We start from the raw sequence: 19,881 nt of genomic DNA, 5'->3' as shown, positions 1-19,881 counted from the left end.
AAATCACTAATTTCCATACAAAAACTGTTTACCTCAAATAATTAAAATTGAAGGCACTAAACTGTTATACCAGTTATACGCTTCACTATTTTGATGGTTTATAATTTTGATTGAAATATTTATGCTTTGCAGTTTTCAAACTTTTCTTAGTTTCTGTATCAAAGCCTTCAACAAATAATCCTTTATTAGTACTGATAGGTTGCACAACATAAGTTACACCAGGTTCATCTTTAAATGTAACTTCCTTATAGAAGAGACCTTTTTTAGCACTATACTCTGTTTTTTCTGATTTAATTTTATCTTTTAGACTTTTCTCTTCCAAGTAACTGTCAATAAGTTGAATATTCTTATGGCCTTGATATGTTTTCAGACCAAAGAAAAATGCTACAGCAACAATTAATGAAATAAATAATATAATGATAACTTTAATCACGTTTTTTTTCTTCTTCATTATGTAACTCCTTTTTGCTTATCTATTCAGTATGAACGAATCAATTTATTTAATAAAGAGTTTTTACCAGATTGTAACAATTTTTTTCTTCTCAATATTATTATAGAAATCGAATTACATACACGATGCTTTGAAAAAATTTAATAACAAATTTCATTTTACTATCTATCAAAATAATTGACTACTTTTAACAATTAAGAATGATACAATTCCATTTTTTTCAATTTAAAAAATCAGTCATATCAGTCATTACCGATGAAAATACTAAGATATTGATATGTTTTGCATTATTTAACATTTAAATTCAATTATAGACAATTCGATAATTGCGATGAAATCAGTACTTGACAACTATTACACTTCATAATATTGTTTATTTTAACAAGGAGTGATTGGATGTATGTAGAAAACAGCTATCTTAGCAAACAGTTGTGTTTTTTATTTTATGTTTCTTCAAAAGAAATAATTAAAAAATACACAAACTATCTTAAGGATTATGATTTAACCTATACTGGTTACATTGTTTTAATGGCGATTGAAAATGATGAAAAACTTAACATCAAAAAATTAGGTGAACGTGTATTCTTAGATTCTGGAACACTGACACCATTACTAAAGAAATTAGAAAAGAAAGATTACGTTGTTCGAACACGTGAAGAGAAAGATGAAAGAAACCTACAAATTTCTCTAACAGAGCAAGGTAAAGCAATAAAAAGTCCTCTTGCTGAAATTTCTGTTAAAGTATTTAATGAATTCAACATTTCAGAACGAGAAGCATCAGACATTGTTAATAATTTGCGGAATTTTGTTTCGAAAAATTTCGACAATTCCGACAAAAAGTAACTCCCTATCATAAGGTGATGGGCAGAAGTATGCATCGCTATGTTTATTCATTATCTTTATTGCTTGTATAAATCTCGATGCTCAGCTCTTTTGCCCTGATTCCTTATCAGGCACAAATCTACCCATTTATAACTTTTTATCTCCCCTTTTACTTTATCTTTTTTAATACTACTCATATAATGGCTTTGTAATACAAATTTATATAATGGAAGTGATGATATTGAACTTCAATCAATTCGAGAATCAAAACTTTTTTAACGGTAATCCAAGTGATACATTTAAAGATTTAGGTAAACAAGTATTTAATTACTTTTCAACACCTTCATTTGTAACGAATATATATGAAACAGACGAATTATATTACTTAGAAGCTGAACTAGCAGGTGTAAATAAAGAAGATATTAGTATCGATTTCAATAATAATACGCTCACTATTCAAGCTACTAGAAACGCAAAACACAAATCTGAACAACTCATTTTAGATGAGCGTAACTTCGAATCATTAATGCGTCAATTTGATTTTGAAGCTGTTGATAAGCAACATATTACTGCTAGTTTTGAAAATGGGCTATTAACTATTACCCTGCCTAAAATCAAACCAAGCAATGACACTACTTCATCAACATCTATTCCAATTTCATAGTTAAATTTAAAATGAATACACTACTAAAGCCTTAATATCATGCTACGAATATTGCGCATGATATTAAGGCTTTGTCATTTAAATTTAAGAATGCTTCGTATTACATATCAACTGTGTTTCAATGAACCATATTCTTTTTGATATAAATGGCGCATTGTAAATAATGCAATGCAGCCGAATACCGCTAAGAAAATAAATGCTAAATGGCTTGAACCTGTTAAATTAGCTACGTATGTGATGACCAACGGTGGGAAGAATCCTCCTAAACCACCCATCATTGATACGATACCATTTGCTGATCCTGCTTCATTTGAGAAGTATGATGGTACTAATTTAAAAATTAAGCCGTTACCAATACCTGCACAAATACTTATTGTTAAACAGCCTACAGTGAATAATGCGATATGGTCTGAAATACCTAAAATAACGGCACCGATAATCATAATAACAAAATCAATCATCAGTACTTTAACTGCATTAAATTTATCACCTAGTATACCACCTATTGGTCTCAAGAATGTTGCCAGCGCAATGAATACACCTGAACGAATACCAGCATCTACTTTGTCAATTCCAAAATGATTTACTAAGTAGTTAGGTAAGAAAATACCAAATGCAACAAAAGCACCAAAAGTAATGAAATACCAATAACTTAAGTAATATAATTTGTAGTTTTTAGATAATGTTTTCATTTGAGCCATTAATGGCACTTTAATTTTACGTTCTTGTGTGTCACCAAAAATGAACATAATTAATGCAAATAAAGCGATAATAATTAAGTAACTTCTAACTGTTGTTTGCCAACCAATAATACCCGCTATCGGTGGTGCTAAAAATGAAGAAACTGCTGTACCGATATTCCCCATACCATAAATACCATTTGCTAGACCTACTTTTTCTTTAGGGAAATATTTAGGAACTGATGTAACACCAACAGAGAAAATTGCGCCACCTACGCCAAGGAAAAATCCTGATGCCATTAACATCCCCGGCGTTTGTGCTTGGCTCAAGAAAAATATCGGGAATAACAATACGATAAAACTTGTAAAGAATACCCATTTAGCACCAACAATATTTGTTAAATAACCAAATGGCACACGGAGCACTGATCCCAAAATAACTGGTATCGCTAAAATGATTGATATTTGACCTTCAGTTACATTGACATCCTGTTTAATAAAAGGCATTAAAGGAGCAATAATACTCCAAGCCATAAATCCAACCACTAAACTTAATGTTTGTAATGTAAGTTGAAAGCCACCTTTTGTTTTGTACATACGTTTCACCTTCACCAAAATCATTTATTTTTTAATAGATATCAATACTCTGCCTATATGTTAGAGGTCAATGTTATTTAAAAATGCTTTCATTTATATGAAAACATTCAATATAGACAAAGTATTGACTACATATATATTTTATTATGATTGTGAAAAAGTGAACATAAGGATTTTCCCTTATTTATGGTGTGATTTCCCCTATACAATGTCCCTTTACGATGCATTTAGACACTATTTTGTCATCATTTTAATCATATTATTAAGGAACGCTCACATACTTTTCTTAATTTTTTTCAATTAGTTACAATTACTGCTTGAAAATCACGTTACGTTACCCTTTATGCTGACAGCGTAAGGAGGTTTATCATGTATAAAATCAATATTATTAGATCAGATTCCGTCTATAAGAAAATACTCAAGGCACCATTAAACGAACGTGATTCAATTTTCACTAAAGAAATATTAGTACCTTTTAAAAAGAAATTTGAGGTGCAGCAGATTCCTATTCATAATGATGACAAGCAGACAATGAGTGCGATTCAACTTTTAGATGTATTTCATAAGTCTCCCGAAGAACTGGTTGAAACTGACCAAATGTCAATACAATACCTGAATAATGATTTCTGGATTAATTGTGAAAAATATTTAAAAGTTGCTATAGATCAATTTGCAAATTATAGTATCTCATCTCAAGTTTCTAACTATCATTTCACAGTATTACTTGGAGATAGCCAAAAACCACTTATGTATCTAAATAAAAATCGTGGTGGTGATGGTGGCATACCAGGTTATATTATGATTTATTTAGTGCCGAGTACAAGTACAATTAATTCTATGAAAAGCTTAATTGCACATGAAGTAAATCATAATATGCGCTATCAATATATTGATTGGGATGGCGGAAGTTTGATTGAATTGATTATTGCAGAAGGATTAGCTGAAAACTATGTAGAATCATTGTATGGTAAAGCGCATATTGGACCGTGGGTAACAAATACTAATTGGAGTCGTGATAACGTAAAAATTAAAAATACTATTTATAATCATTTACATTTAAAGCATATATTTGAATCGATGCCTTATCTCTATGGTGATGATATTAATAAACTTCAAGGTAGGCCTATCGTTGGCTTATCTCATGCTGCCGGTTATGCATGTGGCTATCACTTGGTGAAATACTTTTTACAAAAATCAAACATACCTATTGAAGTTGCCACAACACTTCCAGCACAAAAAATAATAAATGAGGTGACTGAATTTTGGCATACACATACACTTTAAAAGATATTATTGAAATTACAGGTGTAACTAAAAGAACTTTACATTATTACGATGAAATAGGATTATTAGTTCCAGATAAAAATGATAAAAATTATCGCGTTTATAAACAGCAAGACTTAGAAAAATTACAAAAGATTTTAATACTCAAGTCTTTTGATTTTGATATCGCTAAAATAAAACAATACATTTCATATGATAATGAACAATTGCGAAAGTTATTATCAGAGCAAATAAGCAAGTTAGATAAAAAGATTTCTGACTTACAATTAATTAGACGCTCTGTATGTGAATTTATTAAAGGACATTCTCTAATAGATACCAGCATTTTAAACAAGACACTACAGTCACAATATGATAAAGAAGCATCTATAAAATATGGTCATACGAAAGCATATCAATCATTTATTAGACGTAAAGATAACTTACAATCACAGGATATCAGACAGAAATTGTCAACAATCTTCAATAAATTTAATCATATGTCTTTGAGTCATTATCCAATCCAAGACTGTAATGATATCGTGACAGAATGGAAATCTTTTATGAATACTATCGCTGATTTTGATGATGAAACATTATGCTGTATTGCTAAAACATATGAAGATGATACGCGTTTCAAAGATTACTTTAATTCATATGATAATCAAAATTTAGCATCATACATTTCAGAAGCTGTTAATTATTTTTTGAGCAATGTGAATAAGAGCGACAATTTTTAATCCTCATACAGATGCTACAACACTGAATACACCAACTAAAATAATTGTTCAAAGTAGAAAACTAATCATTTATTCTCTAAATCAATAACTATATTAAAAGTTGTACCTTTGCAAAGCGAATTAGTATAGGTTATCGAAAGGAGAAAGGATTAGGTTCCATTCGATTTATAAAAAAATATATATTTCGAAACATACAAAAGCGCCAGAAGATTCCCCGTTTCCTCTGGCGCTTTGTATGGTATTATTTTCAAACATTAAAACTCTAATAATTTCTTTTTCAATGCATATTCAACGAGCTCTGGTTTACTTTTCAAGCCAAGCTTTGTCATAATATGCGTCTTATGTGCCTCTACTGTCTTTACAGAAACAAATAATTTCTCTGCAATTTCTTTATTCCCGTAACCTTTGGCAATAAGTGGTAATATTTCTAGTTCTCGTTTTGATAATATTTTAAAAGGATCTGATGTGTTTGCAGTGTCCTGATTTGAATTAGATACAAATTCATTCACTAAAGATGTTGTAAGTTTCATATCTACATATGTTTCACCTTTATATACAGTTCGAATAGCTAACAATAATTGTTCATCAGGTGCATTTTTCAATATGTAACCTTTCGCACCATTACGCAACACATGGAACAAATACTCCTCATCATCAAACATTGTTAATATTAGTATTTTAGTTTCAGGAAAACTGTCAGCAATTTTACTCGTAGCGATAAGACCTGACTCACCTGGTGGCATACTTAAATCCATTAGTAACACATCAGGTTTATATTCCATTACTTTTTGGTAAGCTTCGACGCCATCTGCAGCCGTTGCAACAACTTCCATATCATTTTGATAATTTAAAATCATAGAGAACCCCGTACGGACAACAGCGTGATCATCGGCAATGACTATTTTCAATTTTATTCCCCCAATGTATGTTTCAAATTGGAATGTTCAATGTAACATTGGTACCCTCACCAATTTTCGTTTCGATGTTGACGCTACCACTGACTAATTCAGCTCGCTCATTCATTCCATATAAACCGAGTCCAGAACCTTTAGGCTTAGAACTTGGATCAAAACCATTTCCCGCATCTATCACTTCAGCAACCAAATGTCGCCCAGTTTGACGGATACCTACATTTATTTCATTTACATCAGCGTATTTCAACGCATTTAGAATAGCTTCTTGCACTACTCGATAAACAACCGTTTCAATATCACTATCAAAGCGGGTATTTTTAATATTTGATGTATATATGATTTTTATTCCATAATTTTCTTCAAACTGTTTAAAATATGATTTAAAAGCTGCCTCAAGGCCTAGATCATCCAAAGAAGCGGGTCTTAATTCAACCGACATATTACGTATATCATCAATTAATTTAGCGACAATATATTCAATATTTTCTGCGTCTTCCAAAAGCTTTGCTGTATCTTCTTGATATTTCAACAATCGCAATTGAACATCTACATTTAACATTTCTTGAATCACACTATCATGTAATTCCCTAGAAATTCGTTTTCGCTCATTTTCTTGTGCGGAAATCGTTTTACGCATCATACGTTGTTGATGCAATTTTTCTTGTTGTTCAATCTGTGATGAGACATTTTGAAGCGTAAATGCATGAATCCCTCTATCCTGATCAATAAGCTGATAAGTTGCAGTAAACGGCATCACTTTTTGATCTTTCGTCTTCATAAACACTTGAAAATTCGTAGCTTGTACTTGCATGGACTCTAAGAAACAATCTTTACATGATTGTACATCATAGGCATTTGTATACCCTTCACATCTGTGACAAATCGCATTCGCCACAGCACTGTAATTATCTTCTTCAGATAATATATCTTTAGCAGCATCATTCATTGCAATAATTTTACCACTATCGTCGGCAAATACTATTTTTTCGATTGAATGTTCATAGTATTTTTTTAATAAAGCTTCTAATTGTATACTGTCCTCATTAATCATGACCTACACCCTAATTCATCTCATTATTTATCATCATTGAAAATACCAAACTTACGTTGAATATCATCGTTATCAAATATTTTTGGTAAAGGACGTCCATCTCTTTGACCAAATAATAGTACGCCATACACTTGATTCTTATACCAAAGCGGCACTGCTAAAACTGCTGTTAATGATTCGCTTAATAAAATTGGATAGTCAATCTTTTCTTCTGGTCCCAATGCTAAACCGACATTAGCTATAATCATACGCTTCCCTGTTTTCATAACAGTTCCAGCTAATCCACGGCCTTTTCTTAAAATAATTAATTTAAACCGATTATTTTTATTACCTGAAACATAGTGCCATTTTATTGGAGATGATGGTTTGTTAGATTCATAGAAAGCGATTGCCGCAAAATCATAACCTTCTTCTTTGCGTATTTTATCTAATGTCTCTTGAAATCTACGATCTTCAATAATTGCTTCTGGTGTCAAATCCTTTCACCTCTTATACTTACACTTTATTCTTACGGTAAATAATATATCTGCGATTTATATATGTCAAAGGTACACTCCAAACATGTACTAAACGTGTGAATGGCCAACAAGCCATAATAGTGAAACCTAATAATATATGAATTTTAAATGCAATTGGTACACCACTCATTAATGATGCATCTGGTTTCAACATAAATAATTGTCTAAACCAAATTGATAATGAAGTTCTATAGTTAAAATCTGGATGCTGTATATTTGTTACTAATGTTGCATAACATCCCATAAATACAATAAGTAATAATAAGAAGTTAACAAAGATATCGGACGCTGAACTTAATCTGCGAATACTTTTCGTAGTAACACGTCTCGCTGTTAATAAAAACATCCCTACCAATGTAATTATACCAAAGATACTCCCTATATAAACAGCACCAATATGATATAAATGCTCAGACACACCGGCAGCATCCATCCACGACTTAGGTATTAATAATCCTACAACATGTCCAAAAAATACCGGAATAATACCTAAGTGAAATAATAAACTACCCCACATCAATCTTTTTCTTTCAATTAATTCACTAGATTTTGCTGTCCACGAAAATTTATCATAACGATAACGTGCAATATGACCTGCGACAAAGACAACTAAACATAAATACGGAAATATAACCCATAAAAACTGATTAAGCATGATGTTTCACTCCTTTTGGTGATGTCAAACATAATTTCAATGTTTTTCTAAGCGCTTGAATCACATAGGCATATGGATTGTTATCTTCACCAAGTGCATTCGCCATCACATATGTTCCATCCTCAATAATCATAATGATTAATTGAATATTCTCTTCAGCTCTTGGATCATTTCTCCATTCTGCCACTTGTAAAAATTGCAACATCAACGGTAGATAATCAGAAAGTTCATTGTCTACCATTTCTAGTCCAAACATCTCGTACAATACCTTTAGTTTCGCTAACATTTGCCCACGTTCTTTTTGTGTATCAAACTTGTTATACGTCATATATAATGGTGCTTTTTTCGTAAAATCAAATGTATCTGTATAAATCGCTTTGATTTCTGATAAAGAAAATGTCATCATTACATTTCTAAATGCTATTAAATCGTCATAGCCTGGATGATCTTTCGAAATTGTTTCTTCAAAAGTCTTTGGATGAAATGTTAATTTTTCCGGAAAGCATAGCTGTTGCGCTATATATCCAAAACTTTCTTGATACTTTTTAAAATTATCGAAATTAATCACGGAAAATCCCTCCATAGAAATTCTCATTATAAATTTCTTGACCAGTTTTTCCTGAACCTACTGCAACACCACAACCTTCACAGTTATCACCAAAGTGTTCGCCACCATAGTTATATCCCGTACTACCTTGAGCATGATACGTATCTAAATATGTTTCCTTATGTGACGTTGGAATAACGAATCGATCTTCATATTTAGCTAGTCCTAATAAGCGATACATATCTTTAGTTTGTCGTTCAGTTAAACCTAATCGCTCTAAACGTGATGTATCAAATGGTTGTTGTGTAACTTGGGAACGCATGTAACTTCTCATCATTGCCATACGCTGCAATGCTTCTTTTACTGGTTTTGTATCTCCTGCCGTGAAAATATTCGCTAAATATTCAATCGGCAAGCGCATTTCTTCAATGGCTGGGAAAATCGCATCCGGATTTTGATTTGTATTTTTACCTTCGAAATAGCTCATAATTGGGCTAAGTGGTGGGCAATACCAAACCATCGGCATCGTTCTAAATTCAGGATGTAATGGAAATGCTAGTTTATATTCAATCGCTAACTTATAAATTGGTGAGTTTTGTGCAGCTTCAATCCAATCATAACTAATGCCATCTTTTTCAGCTTGTGCAATGACTTCTTCGTCAAATGGATTTAAGAATATATCTAATTGTTTTTCGTATAAATCTTTCTCGTCTACTGCTGAAGCTGCTTCATGAACTCGATCTGCATCATATAATAAAACACCTAAATAACGCATACGTCCTGTACAAGTTTCAGAACACACTGTAGGCATCCCCGCTTCAATTCTCGGGAAACAGAAAGTACATTTTTCTGCTTTGTTCGTTTTCCAGTTGAAGTATACTTTTTTATATGGACAACCTGTCATACAGTAACGCCAACCACGACAAGCATCTTGGTCAACTAGCACGATGCCATCTTCATCACGTTTATACATAGCACCTGAAGGACACGATGCAACGCAACTTGGATTCAAGCAATGTTCACACAAACGTGGTAAGTACATCATAAATGTTTCGTCAAATTGGAATTTAATATCTTCTTCTATTTTTTGGATGTTAGGATCTTTTGGACCTGTAACATGACCACCTGCTAAGTCATCTTCCCAGTTAGGTCCCCATTCAATTTCAATGTTATCCCCCGTAATTTCTGAATACGCTCTAGCAACTGGAGAATGATTACCTGATTTCGCAGTTGTTAAATGTTCATAATTATAGTTCCATGGCTCGTAATAATCTTTAATTAGTGGCATATCTGGATTATAGAATATTTTCCCTAATGCAATTTTTGAAATTCTACTTCCAGATTTTAATTCAAGTTTCCCTTTACGATTTAGTACCCAACCACCTTTGTAGTGTTCTTGGTCTTCCCAACGTTTCGGATACCCTACACCTGGCTTAGTCTCTACGTTGTTGAACCACATGTACTCAGCACCTGGACGATTTGTCCAAGTGTTTTTACATGTCACACTACACGTATGGCATCCTATGCATTTATCTAAATTTAATACCATCGCAACTTGCGCTTTAATCTTCAAGCCAATTAACCTCCTTCATCTTTCTAACTGCTACATATAAATCCCTTTGGTTCCCAATTGGTCCATAATAATTAAAGTGATAACTAATTTGTGCATATCCTCCGACTAGTTGTGTTGGTTTCAAATGGATTCTAGTCGGCGCGTTGTGTGAACCACCACGTGTATCTGTAATTTCTGACCCAGGCGTTTGAATATGTTTATCTTGTGCATGATACATAAACATTGTACCTTTAGGCATACGATGCGAAATAACTGCTCTTGCCGTTACAACACCATTACGGTTATACACTTCTAGCCAATCATTATCTTGGATATCGTGTTTTTCAGCATCTTCATTTGATATCCAAACCGTTGGACCACCTCTAAATAGTGTCAACATATGCTTATTATCTTGATACATTGAGTGTATATTCCATTTTCCATGAGGCGTTAAATAACGCAGTACCAAAGCATCTGTACCACCTTTAATTTTCTTATCTCTATCACCAAATACCATTGGTGGTAACGTTGGTTTATATACTGGTAAGCTTTCACCAAACTGTTGGAAAACTTCGTGATCCACATAATAACTTTGACGTCCTGTTAATGTTCTAAAAGGCACTAAACGTTCTACATTCGTTGTAAATGGTGAGTAACGTCGGCCTTGCTTATTAGATCCCGGGAATACTGCTGTTGGTATAACTTCACGTGGTTGTGATGTTATATTTAAAAACGAAATTTTTTCAGCAGCACGCTCACTAGAAATATCTTTCAATGGCATACCAGTTTGTTGTTCAAGATCCTCATATGATTTCTGTGATAACTTTCCATTCGTAGCTGATGAAATATTAAGTATGGCATCAGCGACATTACGTGCTGTATCAATACGTGGACGATTCGTTCTGACAGAATCTTCATTTGTGTCACTCCACGTGCCTAACATACTTTTTAGTTCTTCGTACTGCTCACTGACACCGAAACTTACACCATGTGCTCCAACTTTCCCTTTTTCAAGTACAGGACCAAGCGTGACATATTTGTCGTAAATTTTAGTGTAGTCGCGTTCTACAATTGCAAAGTTAGGCATTGTACGTCCAGGTACCGCTTCAATTTCACCCTTCGACCAATCTTTCACTACGCCGTATGGTGTTGAAATTTCTTGCTTTGTATCATGACTAAGTGGAGTTGTCACAACATCTTTAAACGTTCCAGGTAAATAGTCTTTTGCCATTTCTGAAAATGCTTTTGCCAATGTTTTATAAATATCCCAGTCTGAACGTGATTCCCATAATGGATCAATGGCAGGATTGAAAGGATGTACATATGGATGCATATCCGTTGATGATAAATCATGTTTTTCATACCAAGTTGCTGCCGGTAAAACAATGTCAGAATATAACGGTGTTGCCGTCATTCTGAAGTCTAAAGAGACCACTAAATCTAACTTACCTGTTGTTTCTTCACGCCACGTAATTTCTTCTGGCTTTTCATCTTCATTTGGTGTAGCTAATAACCCTGATTTTGTGCCAAGTAAATGCTTCATAAAGTATTCTTGACCTTTTGCAGAACTTGAAATTAAGTTTGAACGCCATATAAATAATGATTTTGGATGATTCTTTTTCAAATCAGGATCTTCTATTGCAAATTGTGTTTGTTTTGATTTCATTTCATCAATTGCACGTTGCAAAATCGCTTCATTTGAATCTATACCTTCATCTTTAGCTTCTTCTGCAAACAACAAGCTATTTTTATTAAATTGTGGATATGATGGTAACCAACCAAGTCTAGCTGCTAACACATTATAATCAGCTGGATGTTGATGTTTTAACTCCTCTGTTTTAGCTAATGGAGATTTTAAACGATCTACATTTGACTCTTCATATTTCCATTGGTCTGTAGCAAAATAAAACCAACTTGTTCCGTTTTGCAAACGTGGTGGTCCTTGCCAGTCTTTCGCAAATGCGACAGTACTCCATCCTTCAATTGGGCGACATTTTTCTTGTCCCACATAGTGAGCCCAACCGCCACCATTCACACCTTGACAGCCACATAACATAACTAAGTTTAAGATTGAACGATAAATCGTATCTGAGTTAAACCAATGGTTAATACCCGCACCCATGATAATCATTGAACGCCCTTCAGTATCGATAGCGTTTTGCGCAAATTCTTTCGCTACTTGAATGACAACACTTTGTTTTACGCCTGAAATGCCTTCTTGCCAAGCAGGTGTATATTTTGATTCTGCATCGTCGTATCCTTTTGATTCTAATTTATGATCAAAACGACGCACGCCATATTGACTTGCCATTAAGTCAAAAATTGTAGCAATACGGACTTTGTCACCATTTGCTAAAGTGACTTGTCGAGTTGGAATTGGACGATTGAATATCCCATCTCCATCACTATCAAAGTATGGGAATTGAATTGTTTCTAATTCATATCCACCTTCTGTCATTGATAATGTAGGGTTAATTTTAGAACCATCTTCTGTTTCTAGTTTTAAGTTCCACTTCTTACCTTCTTCCCAACGTTGCCCCATTGTGCCATTAGGTACCACTAAACTGTCACTGATTGTGTCGTGGATTACCGGTTTCCATTCACTTTGCTCTGTCGTTTGTCCTAAGTCACTTGCTCTTAAAAATCTACCCGCTTTATATCCATTTTCATCTTCATCTAACATGATGATAAATGGCATGTCTGTATATTGTTTCGCATAATTAATAAAGCGTTCATTCGGTTGATTAACATAATACTCTTGTAAAATAACATGTGTCATCGCTTGAGCAATTGCAGCATCTGAACCAGGATTCGGGGCTAACCAGTTATCAGCAAACTTCACATTTTCTGCATAATCAGGTGCTACTGAAATAACTTTTGTTCCTTTATAGCGAACTTCTGTCATAAAATGTGCGTCTGGCGTACGCGTTAGTGGTACATTAGAGCCCCACATAATAATGTATGATGCGTTATACCAGTCACTTGATTCAGGCACATCTGTTTGCTCTCCCCAAATTTGTGGAGAGGCAGGTGGTAAATCTGCATACCAGTCATAAAAACTAAGCATTTCACCACCAAGCAAATTGATGAATCGAGCACCTGCTGCATAACTAATCATCGACATCGCTGGAATAGGTGTAAATCCTGCGATTCGATCTGGACCATATTTTTTAATTGTATATAGTAATTGTGCTGCGATAATATCCGTAACATCTTTCCAATTTGAACGCACATGTCCACCCATACCACGGGCTTGCTTATACTGTTTGGCTTTGTCTTCATTTTCAACAATAGAAGCCCATGCAGCCACACGATTGCCATTGTTTTCTTCTAATGCTTCAGTCCATAAATCCCAAAGCTTCCCACGAATATATGGATATTTAATTCGAAGTGGGCTGTATTCATACCAAGAGAATGATGCACCACGAGGACAGCCTCTCGGTTCATATTCAGGCATATCCGGACCACAACTAGGATAGTCAGTTTGTTGATTTTCCCAGGTAATCACACCATTTTTCACAAAGACTTTCCATGAACATGATCCAGTACAGTTAACACCATGCGTTGTTCTTACTTCTTTATCATGGCTCCAACGTTCTCTGTACATTTTTTCCCATTCTCTACTTTTACTTTCTAGGATCGACCAATTCCCATTAAATTTTTCTGTTGGCTTAAAGAAATTCAATCCAAATTTTCCCATATTTATATCCTCCTACGTATAAAAATACGATGTGTAGATGTCGTGTTTTTAAATACTAAAAATGCCCAAGACTATTGCTTTAATTAGATTGTACATTTTTTCACAAATATAAAATATTAGGGAATTACCTAATTACTTAAGGATTTTCCCTATCAATAATTGGATTTTATTGAAATTTTACACAATCACATGTGACCATGTTTATTGCCAATCTAAATCGTTCAAATTTGGCACAACGACAAATAAGGCTTCAACACGAATATATTCTCTCGGTTGAAACCTTACTTATTCATTTTTTATAAATTAGTGACATAACACTGTTTTAGCATCTGCACGATCGGTTGAAATATATGTTACATTTTCTTGCTGCTTAATAAACGCATCATAGTAATCATATTGCGACGAATGATATGTGCCATTCGATGAATCATTTGGGTTTAGCAAACAGCCATAACCTTCGTCATATAAATGTTCACAGAGGATAAGGGCGTCATGTTTAGCACCACTTACTACATAAAATTGCTTCGTAGGATCATATGATTTAGGAGTGTTTTCAGTATAACCAACAACTTCCCCAATAATACATATACCTGGTTTCGCCTCAATTGAATAGTGTTGCAATTTTGAAATAATATTACTTAAATGCCCCTTAACAACAAACTCGTTAAAACACGATGCTTGAAAGACAATCGCTATCGGATAATCAATATCTGTGTACTGTTGTATCTGTGTGATAATTTTCCCTAAACGTTTTACCCCCATATAAATCGCTAACGTACCACCATTCACTAAGGAATTGACATCCACTTCATTTTCTTCTGAATCTTTAAAGTGACCTGTAGAAAATGTCACACTTTTAGCAACTGTACGCATTGTCAAACCTGTCTGCAAAGTAGCAACTGCAGCACTCGCAGATGTCACACCAGGTACAATTTCAAACGCAATATTAAAGTTGTTTAGTGTGTCAACTTCTTCTTGAACTCGTCCAAATATTGCTGGGTCGCCACCTTTAAGCCTCACAACCTTGTTATATCGACGTGCTGCTTCCACGATACAGTCATTTATTTTTTCTTGCTGAATGTGTTTTGCATACGGCTTTTTACCAACATCGATAATTTCAGTAGTCAAATTCGCATATTGTAAAATCAACGGATTCACTAATCGATCATATAGTATAACTTCCGCTTCACGTATTAAACGCTCAGCCTTTTTAGTCAAATAATTCGGATTACCTGGTCCCGCACCTATCAAGTAAACCTTGCCATATTCATCTACAGACATATATATACGTTCCCGTCTGTAACTTCTACCTCATAAACATCTACACAACCTTCATCAGGTTCTTGTACAATCCCAGTATTTAAATCAATCTTTTGATCATGGAGTGGACAGAATACATATTCACCACTCACTGTTCCCTCTGACAATGGCCCTTGTTTATGCGGACAAATATTGTGAATCGCGTGAATTGTACCACTTTCAGTTAAAAACAATCCTATTTCTTTGCCTTTGACAATAACCTTTTTACCAATTAAGGGTGTCAATTCATCTAAAGTTGTCACTTTGATTTTCTCTTTCGTTTCCATGTATTACACCTTCTCCACTTCAAAGATTTTTCGAGCTTGCGCATTACTAGTGATTGCTTCCCAAGGTTCAGCTTCGACTGCTTTTTTAGCATCCATAATACGTTCAAATAATTCATTCTGTCTTTCTGGATCAAGCAACACTTCTTTAACATTTTCAAACCCTAGTCTTCTTAACCACGGTGCTGTTCTTTCAGCATAAATACCTGTCTCGCGATAATATTGCATCAAAGCACCACATAATTTGATTACTTCATCTTCTGTTTCTACAGTTGTTAAAAATTCAGCTTTTTCAACTTCTGTACCACCATTACCACCGATATAGATTTGGAATCCATTTTCAACTGAGATAATACCAAAATCTTTAACACCTGATTCAACACAACTTCTTGGGCAGCCTGATACACCCATTTTGAATTTATGAGGTGTATCGATGTATTCAAATGTTTTTTCTAAACGAATGCCAAGTCGTGTCGTGTATTGCGTACCAAATCGACAAAACTCTTTGCCGACACAGCTTTTAACTGAGCGTGTTTTCTTACCATAAGCTGATGCTGAACGCATACCTAAGTCTTCCCATATATTTGGTAATTCTTCTTTTTTAACTCCATACAAACCAACACGTTGCGAACCTGTCACTTTAACTAGTGGCACATGATATTTCTTAGCCACTTCTCCTAGACGAATCAGTTGGTCTGCATCTGTAACACCTCCACGCATTTGAGGTATAACAGAAAATGTACCATCATTTTGAATATTCGCATGGTAACGTTCGTTAGCAAATCTTGATTCTCTTTCATCTTCATGATCATGTGGATAAACCATGTTTAAATAATAGTTGATTGCTGGTCGACATTTTGGACATCCACCTTTATTTTTAAAGTTTAAAACATGTCGAACTTCTTTAGATGTTTTTAAACCTTTTGCTCTTATTTGCGTTACAATTTGATCGCGTGTCAAATCAGTACAACCACATATACCAGCAGGTTTTGCGGCAACAAAGTCATCTCCTAAGGTGTGCTGCAATATTTGAGCAATTTGCGGTTTACATTTACCACATGAATTCCCCGCTTTTGTTTTAGCCGTTACTTCTTCAACTGTTGTAAAGCCATTTTCCGTAATAGCATTTACTATAGTACCTTTATCAACACCATTACAACCACAAATTGTTTCATCATCAGCCATATCAGCAATTGATAGCGATGCCTCTTCTCCACCTTTAGTAAGCAATGATACCAGTGTGTAATCTTCAGTAGATTCACCTTTTTTCATCATGTTATAAAAGCGTGAACCATCATCGATATCACCATATAAGACTGCACCGACCACATTTCCATCTTTTAAAAATACTTTTTTATAGTTATTATCAACACTATTAAATATTTCAATACCTTTGATTTCAGCATTTTCAACAATTTGACCAGCACTATATAGCTCACAACCAGAAACTTTTAATGATGTAAATGTAGTGGAACCTTTGTATCCATCTGTTTCTTTATTCGTTAAATGATCTGCCAATACTTTACCTTGTTCATATAAAGGTGCAACTAAACCATAAACTTTACCGTTATGTTCTGCACATTCACCGACTGCATATACATTGCTATCACTTGTTTGCATCACATCATTGACAACAATACCACGATTAACATCTAGACCTGATTCTTTGGCTACTTCTGTGTATGGTCGAATACCTACTGCCATAACAACTAAGTCTGCCGGAATCTCGCGTCCATCAGCCAATTTAACACCTTCAACATCATCTTCTCCTAAGATTTCAGTTGTGTTGGCTTGCATTTCAAACTTCATACCTTGCTTTTCTAGATCTGCTTTAAGCATATTTCCAGCTTTACGGTCTAACTGCATTTCCATCAACCACTCAGCCAAATGCAACACTGTTACTTCCATACCTTGATCTAATAAACCACGTGCACATTCTAAACCTAATAAGCCCCCACCGATAACAATCGCTTTCTTTTTAGTCTTAGCAATGTCCATCATTTTTTCAGTGTCATCAATTGTTCTCCAGCCAATAACACTTGGTAAGGTCGAACCTGGCACTGGAATGACAAATGCTTTAGATCCTGTCGCAAATATTAATTTATCGTATGCTACTTCAATACCATTTGCAGTCGTTACATTTTGATTTGCTCTATCTACTTCAATTACAGGATCATTTGTAATTAACTCGATACCATGTTCCTCATACCACTCATATGGATTCATAATTGTTTCTTCAACTGTCATTTTATTTTGTAAAATATTTGAAAGCATGATGCGATTATAATTAGGATAAGGTTCTTTACCAATTACTGTAATATCATATAAATCATTGGCACGCTCTAATATTTCTTCGATTGTTCGAATGCCCGCCATACCGTTACCAATCATTACTAGTTTTTGCTTTGCCATAAAATATGCCCCTTTACTACATAATATTTATTTCAAAAAAAGGTTTAATTTTTCGTTAGTGCTTTTATATTTTCATTGGAATCATTAAGCTTTCTAATCTATCTTTAATGATTTGCTTTAAAATTGGGTCGAAGTTAATTGAAGGTGTGATGTGTATATCTGTATTAATAACCATGTCATTCATTTGCTGCTTCACTTTGTTAACAAGTCTTCCGTCATATAAAAATAAAGGTACGACAATCAATTTTTGATACTGTCTCGCAATATCTTCTAAATCATGTATAAAACTGATTTCACCATATAGCGTTCTCGCATAAGTAGGTTTATTAATCTGCAAATGTTGAACGCATGTCTGTAACTCTTCATGTGCTTTTGTAAACTTGCCATTAATATTGCCATGTGCAACAACCATAACTCCAACTTGTTGTTCGTCACCTGCTAATGCGTCACAAATACGTTGTTCAATTAATCGTCTCATTAAAGGATGTGTACCAAGTGGCTCGCTTACTTCTACCGTTATGTCTGGATAACGCTGTGTCATTTCATGAACGATATTCGGTATATCCTTGAGATAGTGCATGGCACTAAAGAGAAGCAAAGGTACAATCTTAAGCTTTTTAACGCCACTTTTAATCAACGTCGTCATTACTGTTTCTAAATCCTGATGCTCACTTTCTAAAAATGCAATATCATAGTGATGTATATCATCTTTTACTAATTCAGAAATAAATGCTTCTAACGCTTGATTCTGTCGTCCGTGCCTCATGCCATGTGCAACAATGATATTCCCATTCACATTTACCAACCCTTTCACACGTATTGTATACCAAATCATTTCGTTTTTGTGAAAAGAATCACATTATAATGTAAAATCAGGGAATTCCCTGATGCCTGTAGTCATGCATATTCCTTATAAATTTTCCCTTTTTGTTAAATCAAAAAAGCGACCAATATGTTAATCCCTACTCAACATTCATTCATTTGAGCAAGCATCAATATATCGGTCGCTTGTAGTGTATATTATTATCTTAAAATGGTGGTTGGCCTAGAATCGTTTCTTCAAAACGTTCAGGTATTAATACTTTACGCATGATTACACCTAAATCGCCATCATCATTTTCATGTTCGCTGTATATTTCATAACCTCTTTTTTCATAAATTTTAAGTAACCACGGATGCAATCTTGCAGATGTACCTAAAGTAACTGCCGCTGACTTTAACGTATCTCGCAAAAATGTTTCTTCAACATAAGTAAGTAATTGGCTACCATAGCCTTTCCCTTCATACTCAGGATTTGTCGCAAACCACCAGACAAAAGGATAGCCCGAAATGCTTTTCACACTTCCCCAAGGATATCTGACCGTAATCGTAGATATAATTTCATCATCAATTGTCATGACAAATGTAGTATTTTTATCTATATTTTCTTTCACAGCATCTAAATTTGCATTTACTGAAGGCCAGTCTATGCCAAGTTCTCTTAGAGGCGTAAATGCTTCATGCATGAGTTGTTGCAATTTTTCTGCATCTTGTTCACTTGCGAGTCGAATCATCGTTTTTGTCATATTAATCCCCACTCTTTTTTAAATGATTTAACCATATTTTATTTTTAAAATAAATATCCATCAAAGTGTATCAATAAATTTATCACATGTCAGAAAGTATGCTTCATCTGAATACACCAATACTCTCATGAAACTTATTAAAAATTACTCTCTCAACGTAAAAAAAC

At 34.1% G+C, this 19,881-nt stretch carries 18 protein-coding genes; 4 read left to right on the top strand and 14 right to left on the bottom strand.

The features are described from left to right. Positions 1-85: 85 nt before the first annotated feature. A complete protein-coding gene (locus IDG65_RS06660) occupies positions 86-451 on the bottom strand; it encodes a DUF3139 domain-containing protein (RefSeq protein WP_000727541.1) in 366 nt (121 codons plus the stop codon). A 396-nt stretch (positions 452-847) separates the two neighbouring features. On the opposite strand from IDG65_RS06660, the gene IDG65_RS06655 reads away from it, so the two are divergent. Then, complete coding sequence (locus IDG65_RS06655; RefSeq protein ID WP_000289212.1) at positions 848-1,294, top strand: MarR family winged helix-turn-helix transcriptional regulator; 447 nt, start codon at positions 848-850, stop codon at positions 1,292-1,294. A gap of 214 nt (positions 1,295-1,508) precedes the next feature. Beyond that, entirely contained in the window at positions 1,509-1,937 is a 429-nt protein-coding gene (locus IDG65_RS06650; RefSeq protein ID WP_075583661.1) for an Hsp20/alpha crystallin family protein, read from the top strand. A 107-nt stretch (positions 1,938-2,044) separates the two neighbouring features. On the opposite strand, the gene IDG65_RS06645 is transcribed toward IDG65_RS06650, so the two are convergent. After that, the gene (locus tag IDG65_RS06645; protein WP_000278556.1) at positions 2,045-3,214 is read right to left on the bottom strand and encodes a nitrate/nitrite transporter; all 1,170 of its coding nucleotides are present in this window, start codon (positions 3,212-3,214) and stop codon (positions 2,045-2,047) included. Positions 3,215-3,583: 369 nt separating this feature from the next. Between IDG65_RS06645 and IDG65_RS06640 the strand changes: the two genes are divergently transcribed. Together IDG65_RS06640 and IDG65_RS06635 are read left to right on the top strand one after the other, a co-directional pair. After that, the gene (locus IDG65_RS06640; protein WP_000276756.1) at positions 3,584-4,498 is read left to right on the top strand and encodes a DUF2268 domain-containing putative Zn-dependent protease; all 915 of its coding nucleotides are present in this window, start codon (positions 3,584-3,586) and stop codon (positions 4,496-4,498) included. Beyond that, complete coding sequence (locus IDG65_RS06635) at positions 4,477-5,217, top strand: MerR family transcriptional regulator (protein ID WP_000332060.1); 741 nt, start codon at positions 4,477-4,479, stop codon at positions 5,215-5,217. The genes IDG65_RS06640 and IDG65_RS06635 overlap by 22 nt, the downstream gene beginning before the upstream one ends. A 254-nt stretch (positions 5,218-5,471) precedes the next feature. On the opposite strand, the gene nreC is transcribed toward IDG65_RS06635, so the two are convergent. The 12 genes from nreC to IDG65_RS06575 form a co-directional block, all read right to left on the bottom strand. After that, positions 5,472-6,125, bottom strand: a complete 654-nt coding sequence (gene nreC, locus IDG65_RS06630; RefSeq protein ID WP_000706314.1) for a nitrate respiration regulation response regulator NreC — start codon at positions 6,123-6,125, stop codon at positions 5,472-5,474. Between the two features lie 22 nt (positions 6,126-6,147). Beyond that, positions 6,148-7,182: a nitrate respiration regulation sensor histidine kinase NreB gene (nreB, locus tag IDG65_RS06625; RefSeq protein WP_000606549.1), complete on the bottom strand. Its 1,035-nt coding sequence runs from the start codon at positions 7,180-7,182 to the stop codon at positions 6,148-6,150. Positions 7,183-7,205: 23 nt separating this feature from the next. Further along, on the bottom strand, positions 7,206-7,658 hold the full coding sequence (gene nreA, locus IDG65_RS06620) for a nitrate respiration regulation accessory nitrate sensor NreA (protein ID WP_000186930.1): 453 nt from the start codon (positions 7,656-7,658) through the stop codon (positions 7,206-7,208). Between the two features lie 19 nt (positions 7,659-7,677). Further along, positions 7,678-8,355, bottom strand: coding sequence for a respiratory nitrate reductase subunit gamma (gene narI / locus IDG65_RS06615; RefSeq protein ID WP_000934152.1), 678 nt, complete (start codon positions 8,353-8,355; stop codon positions 7,678-7,680). Next, positions 8,348-8,923 (bottom strand): nitrate reductase molybdenum cofactor assembly chaperone, encoded by a 576-nt coding sequence (gene narJ / locus IDG65_RS06610; protein ID WP_000606763.1) that lies wholly within the window; start codon positions 8,921-8,923, stop codon positions 8,348-8,350. The genes narI and narJ overlap by 8 nt, the downstream gene beginning before the upstream one ends. Next, on the bottom strand, positions 8,916-10,475 hold the full coding sequence (gene narH, locus IDG65_RS06605; protein ID WP_000692652.1) for a nitrate reductase subunit beta: 1,560 nt from the start codon (positions 10,473-10,475) through the stop codon (positions 8,916-8,918). Before narH ends, narJ begins: the two co-directional genes overlap by 8 nt. Beyond that, positions 10,465-14,154, bottom strand: a complete 3,690-nt coding sequence (locus tag IDG65_RS06600; protein ID WP_052997650.1) for a nitrate reductase subunit alpha — start codon at positions 14,152-14,154, stop codon at positions 10,465-10,467. The genes narH and IDG65_RS06600 overlap by 11 nt, the downstream gene beginning before the upstream one ends. 303 nt (positions 14,155-14,457) lie before the next feature. Further along, positions 14,458-15,435, bottom strand: a complete 978-nt coding sequence (gene cobA / locus IDG65_RS06595) for a uroporphyrinogen-III C-methyltransferase (protein ID WP_000109715.1) — start codon at positions 15,433-15,435, stop codon at positions 14,458-14,460. After that, positions 15,426-15,740, bottom strand: a complete 315-nt coding sequence (gene nirD, locus IDG65_RS06590) for a nitrite reductase small subunit NirD (RefSeq protein WP_000448227.1) — start codon at positions 15,738-15,740, stop codon at positions 15,426-15,428. The genes cobA and nirD overlap by 10 nt, the downstream gene beginning before the upstream one ends. 3 nt (positions 15,741-15,743) lie before the next feature. After that, positions 15,744-18,149 (bottom strand): nitrite reductase large subunit NirB, encoded by a 2,406-nt coding sequence (gene nirB, locus IDG65_RS06585; protein ID WP_001118711.1) that lies wholly within the window; start codon positions 18,147-18,149, stop codon positions 15,744-15,746. 64 nt (positions 18,150-18,213) lie between these two features. Beyond that, positions 18,214-18,945 (bottom strand): sirohydrochlorin chelatase, encoded by a 732-nt coding sequence (locus tag IDG65_RS06580; protein WP_001014060.1) that lies wholly within the window; start codon positions 18,943-18,945, stop codon positions 18,214-18,216. 232 nt (positions 18,946-19,177) lie between these two features. Then, positions 19,178-19,714, bottom strand: a complete 537-nt coding sequence (locus IDG65_RS06575; RefSeq protein WP_000169319.1) for a GNAT family N-acetyltransferase — start codon at positions 19,712-19,714, stop codon at positions 19,178-19,180. Positions 19,715-19,881 lie beyond the last annotated feature (167 nt).

It is taken from the genome of Staphylococcus sp. EG-SA-17 (assembly GCF_017151845.1).
Lineage (GTDB): Bacteria > Bacillota > Bacilli > Staphylococcales > Staphylococcaceae > Staphylococcus > Staphylococcus aureus.
Note: the sequence above shows the minus strand (reverse complement) of the source record. Positions and strands in the feature narration are given on the sequence as shown.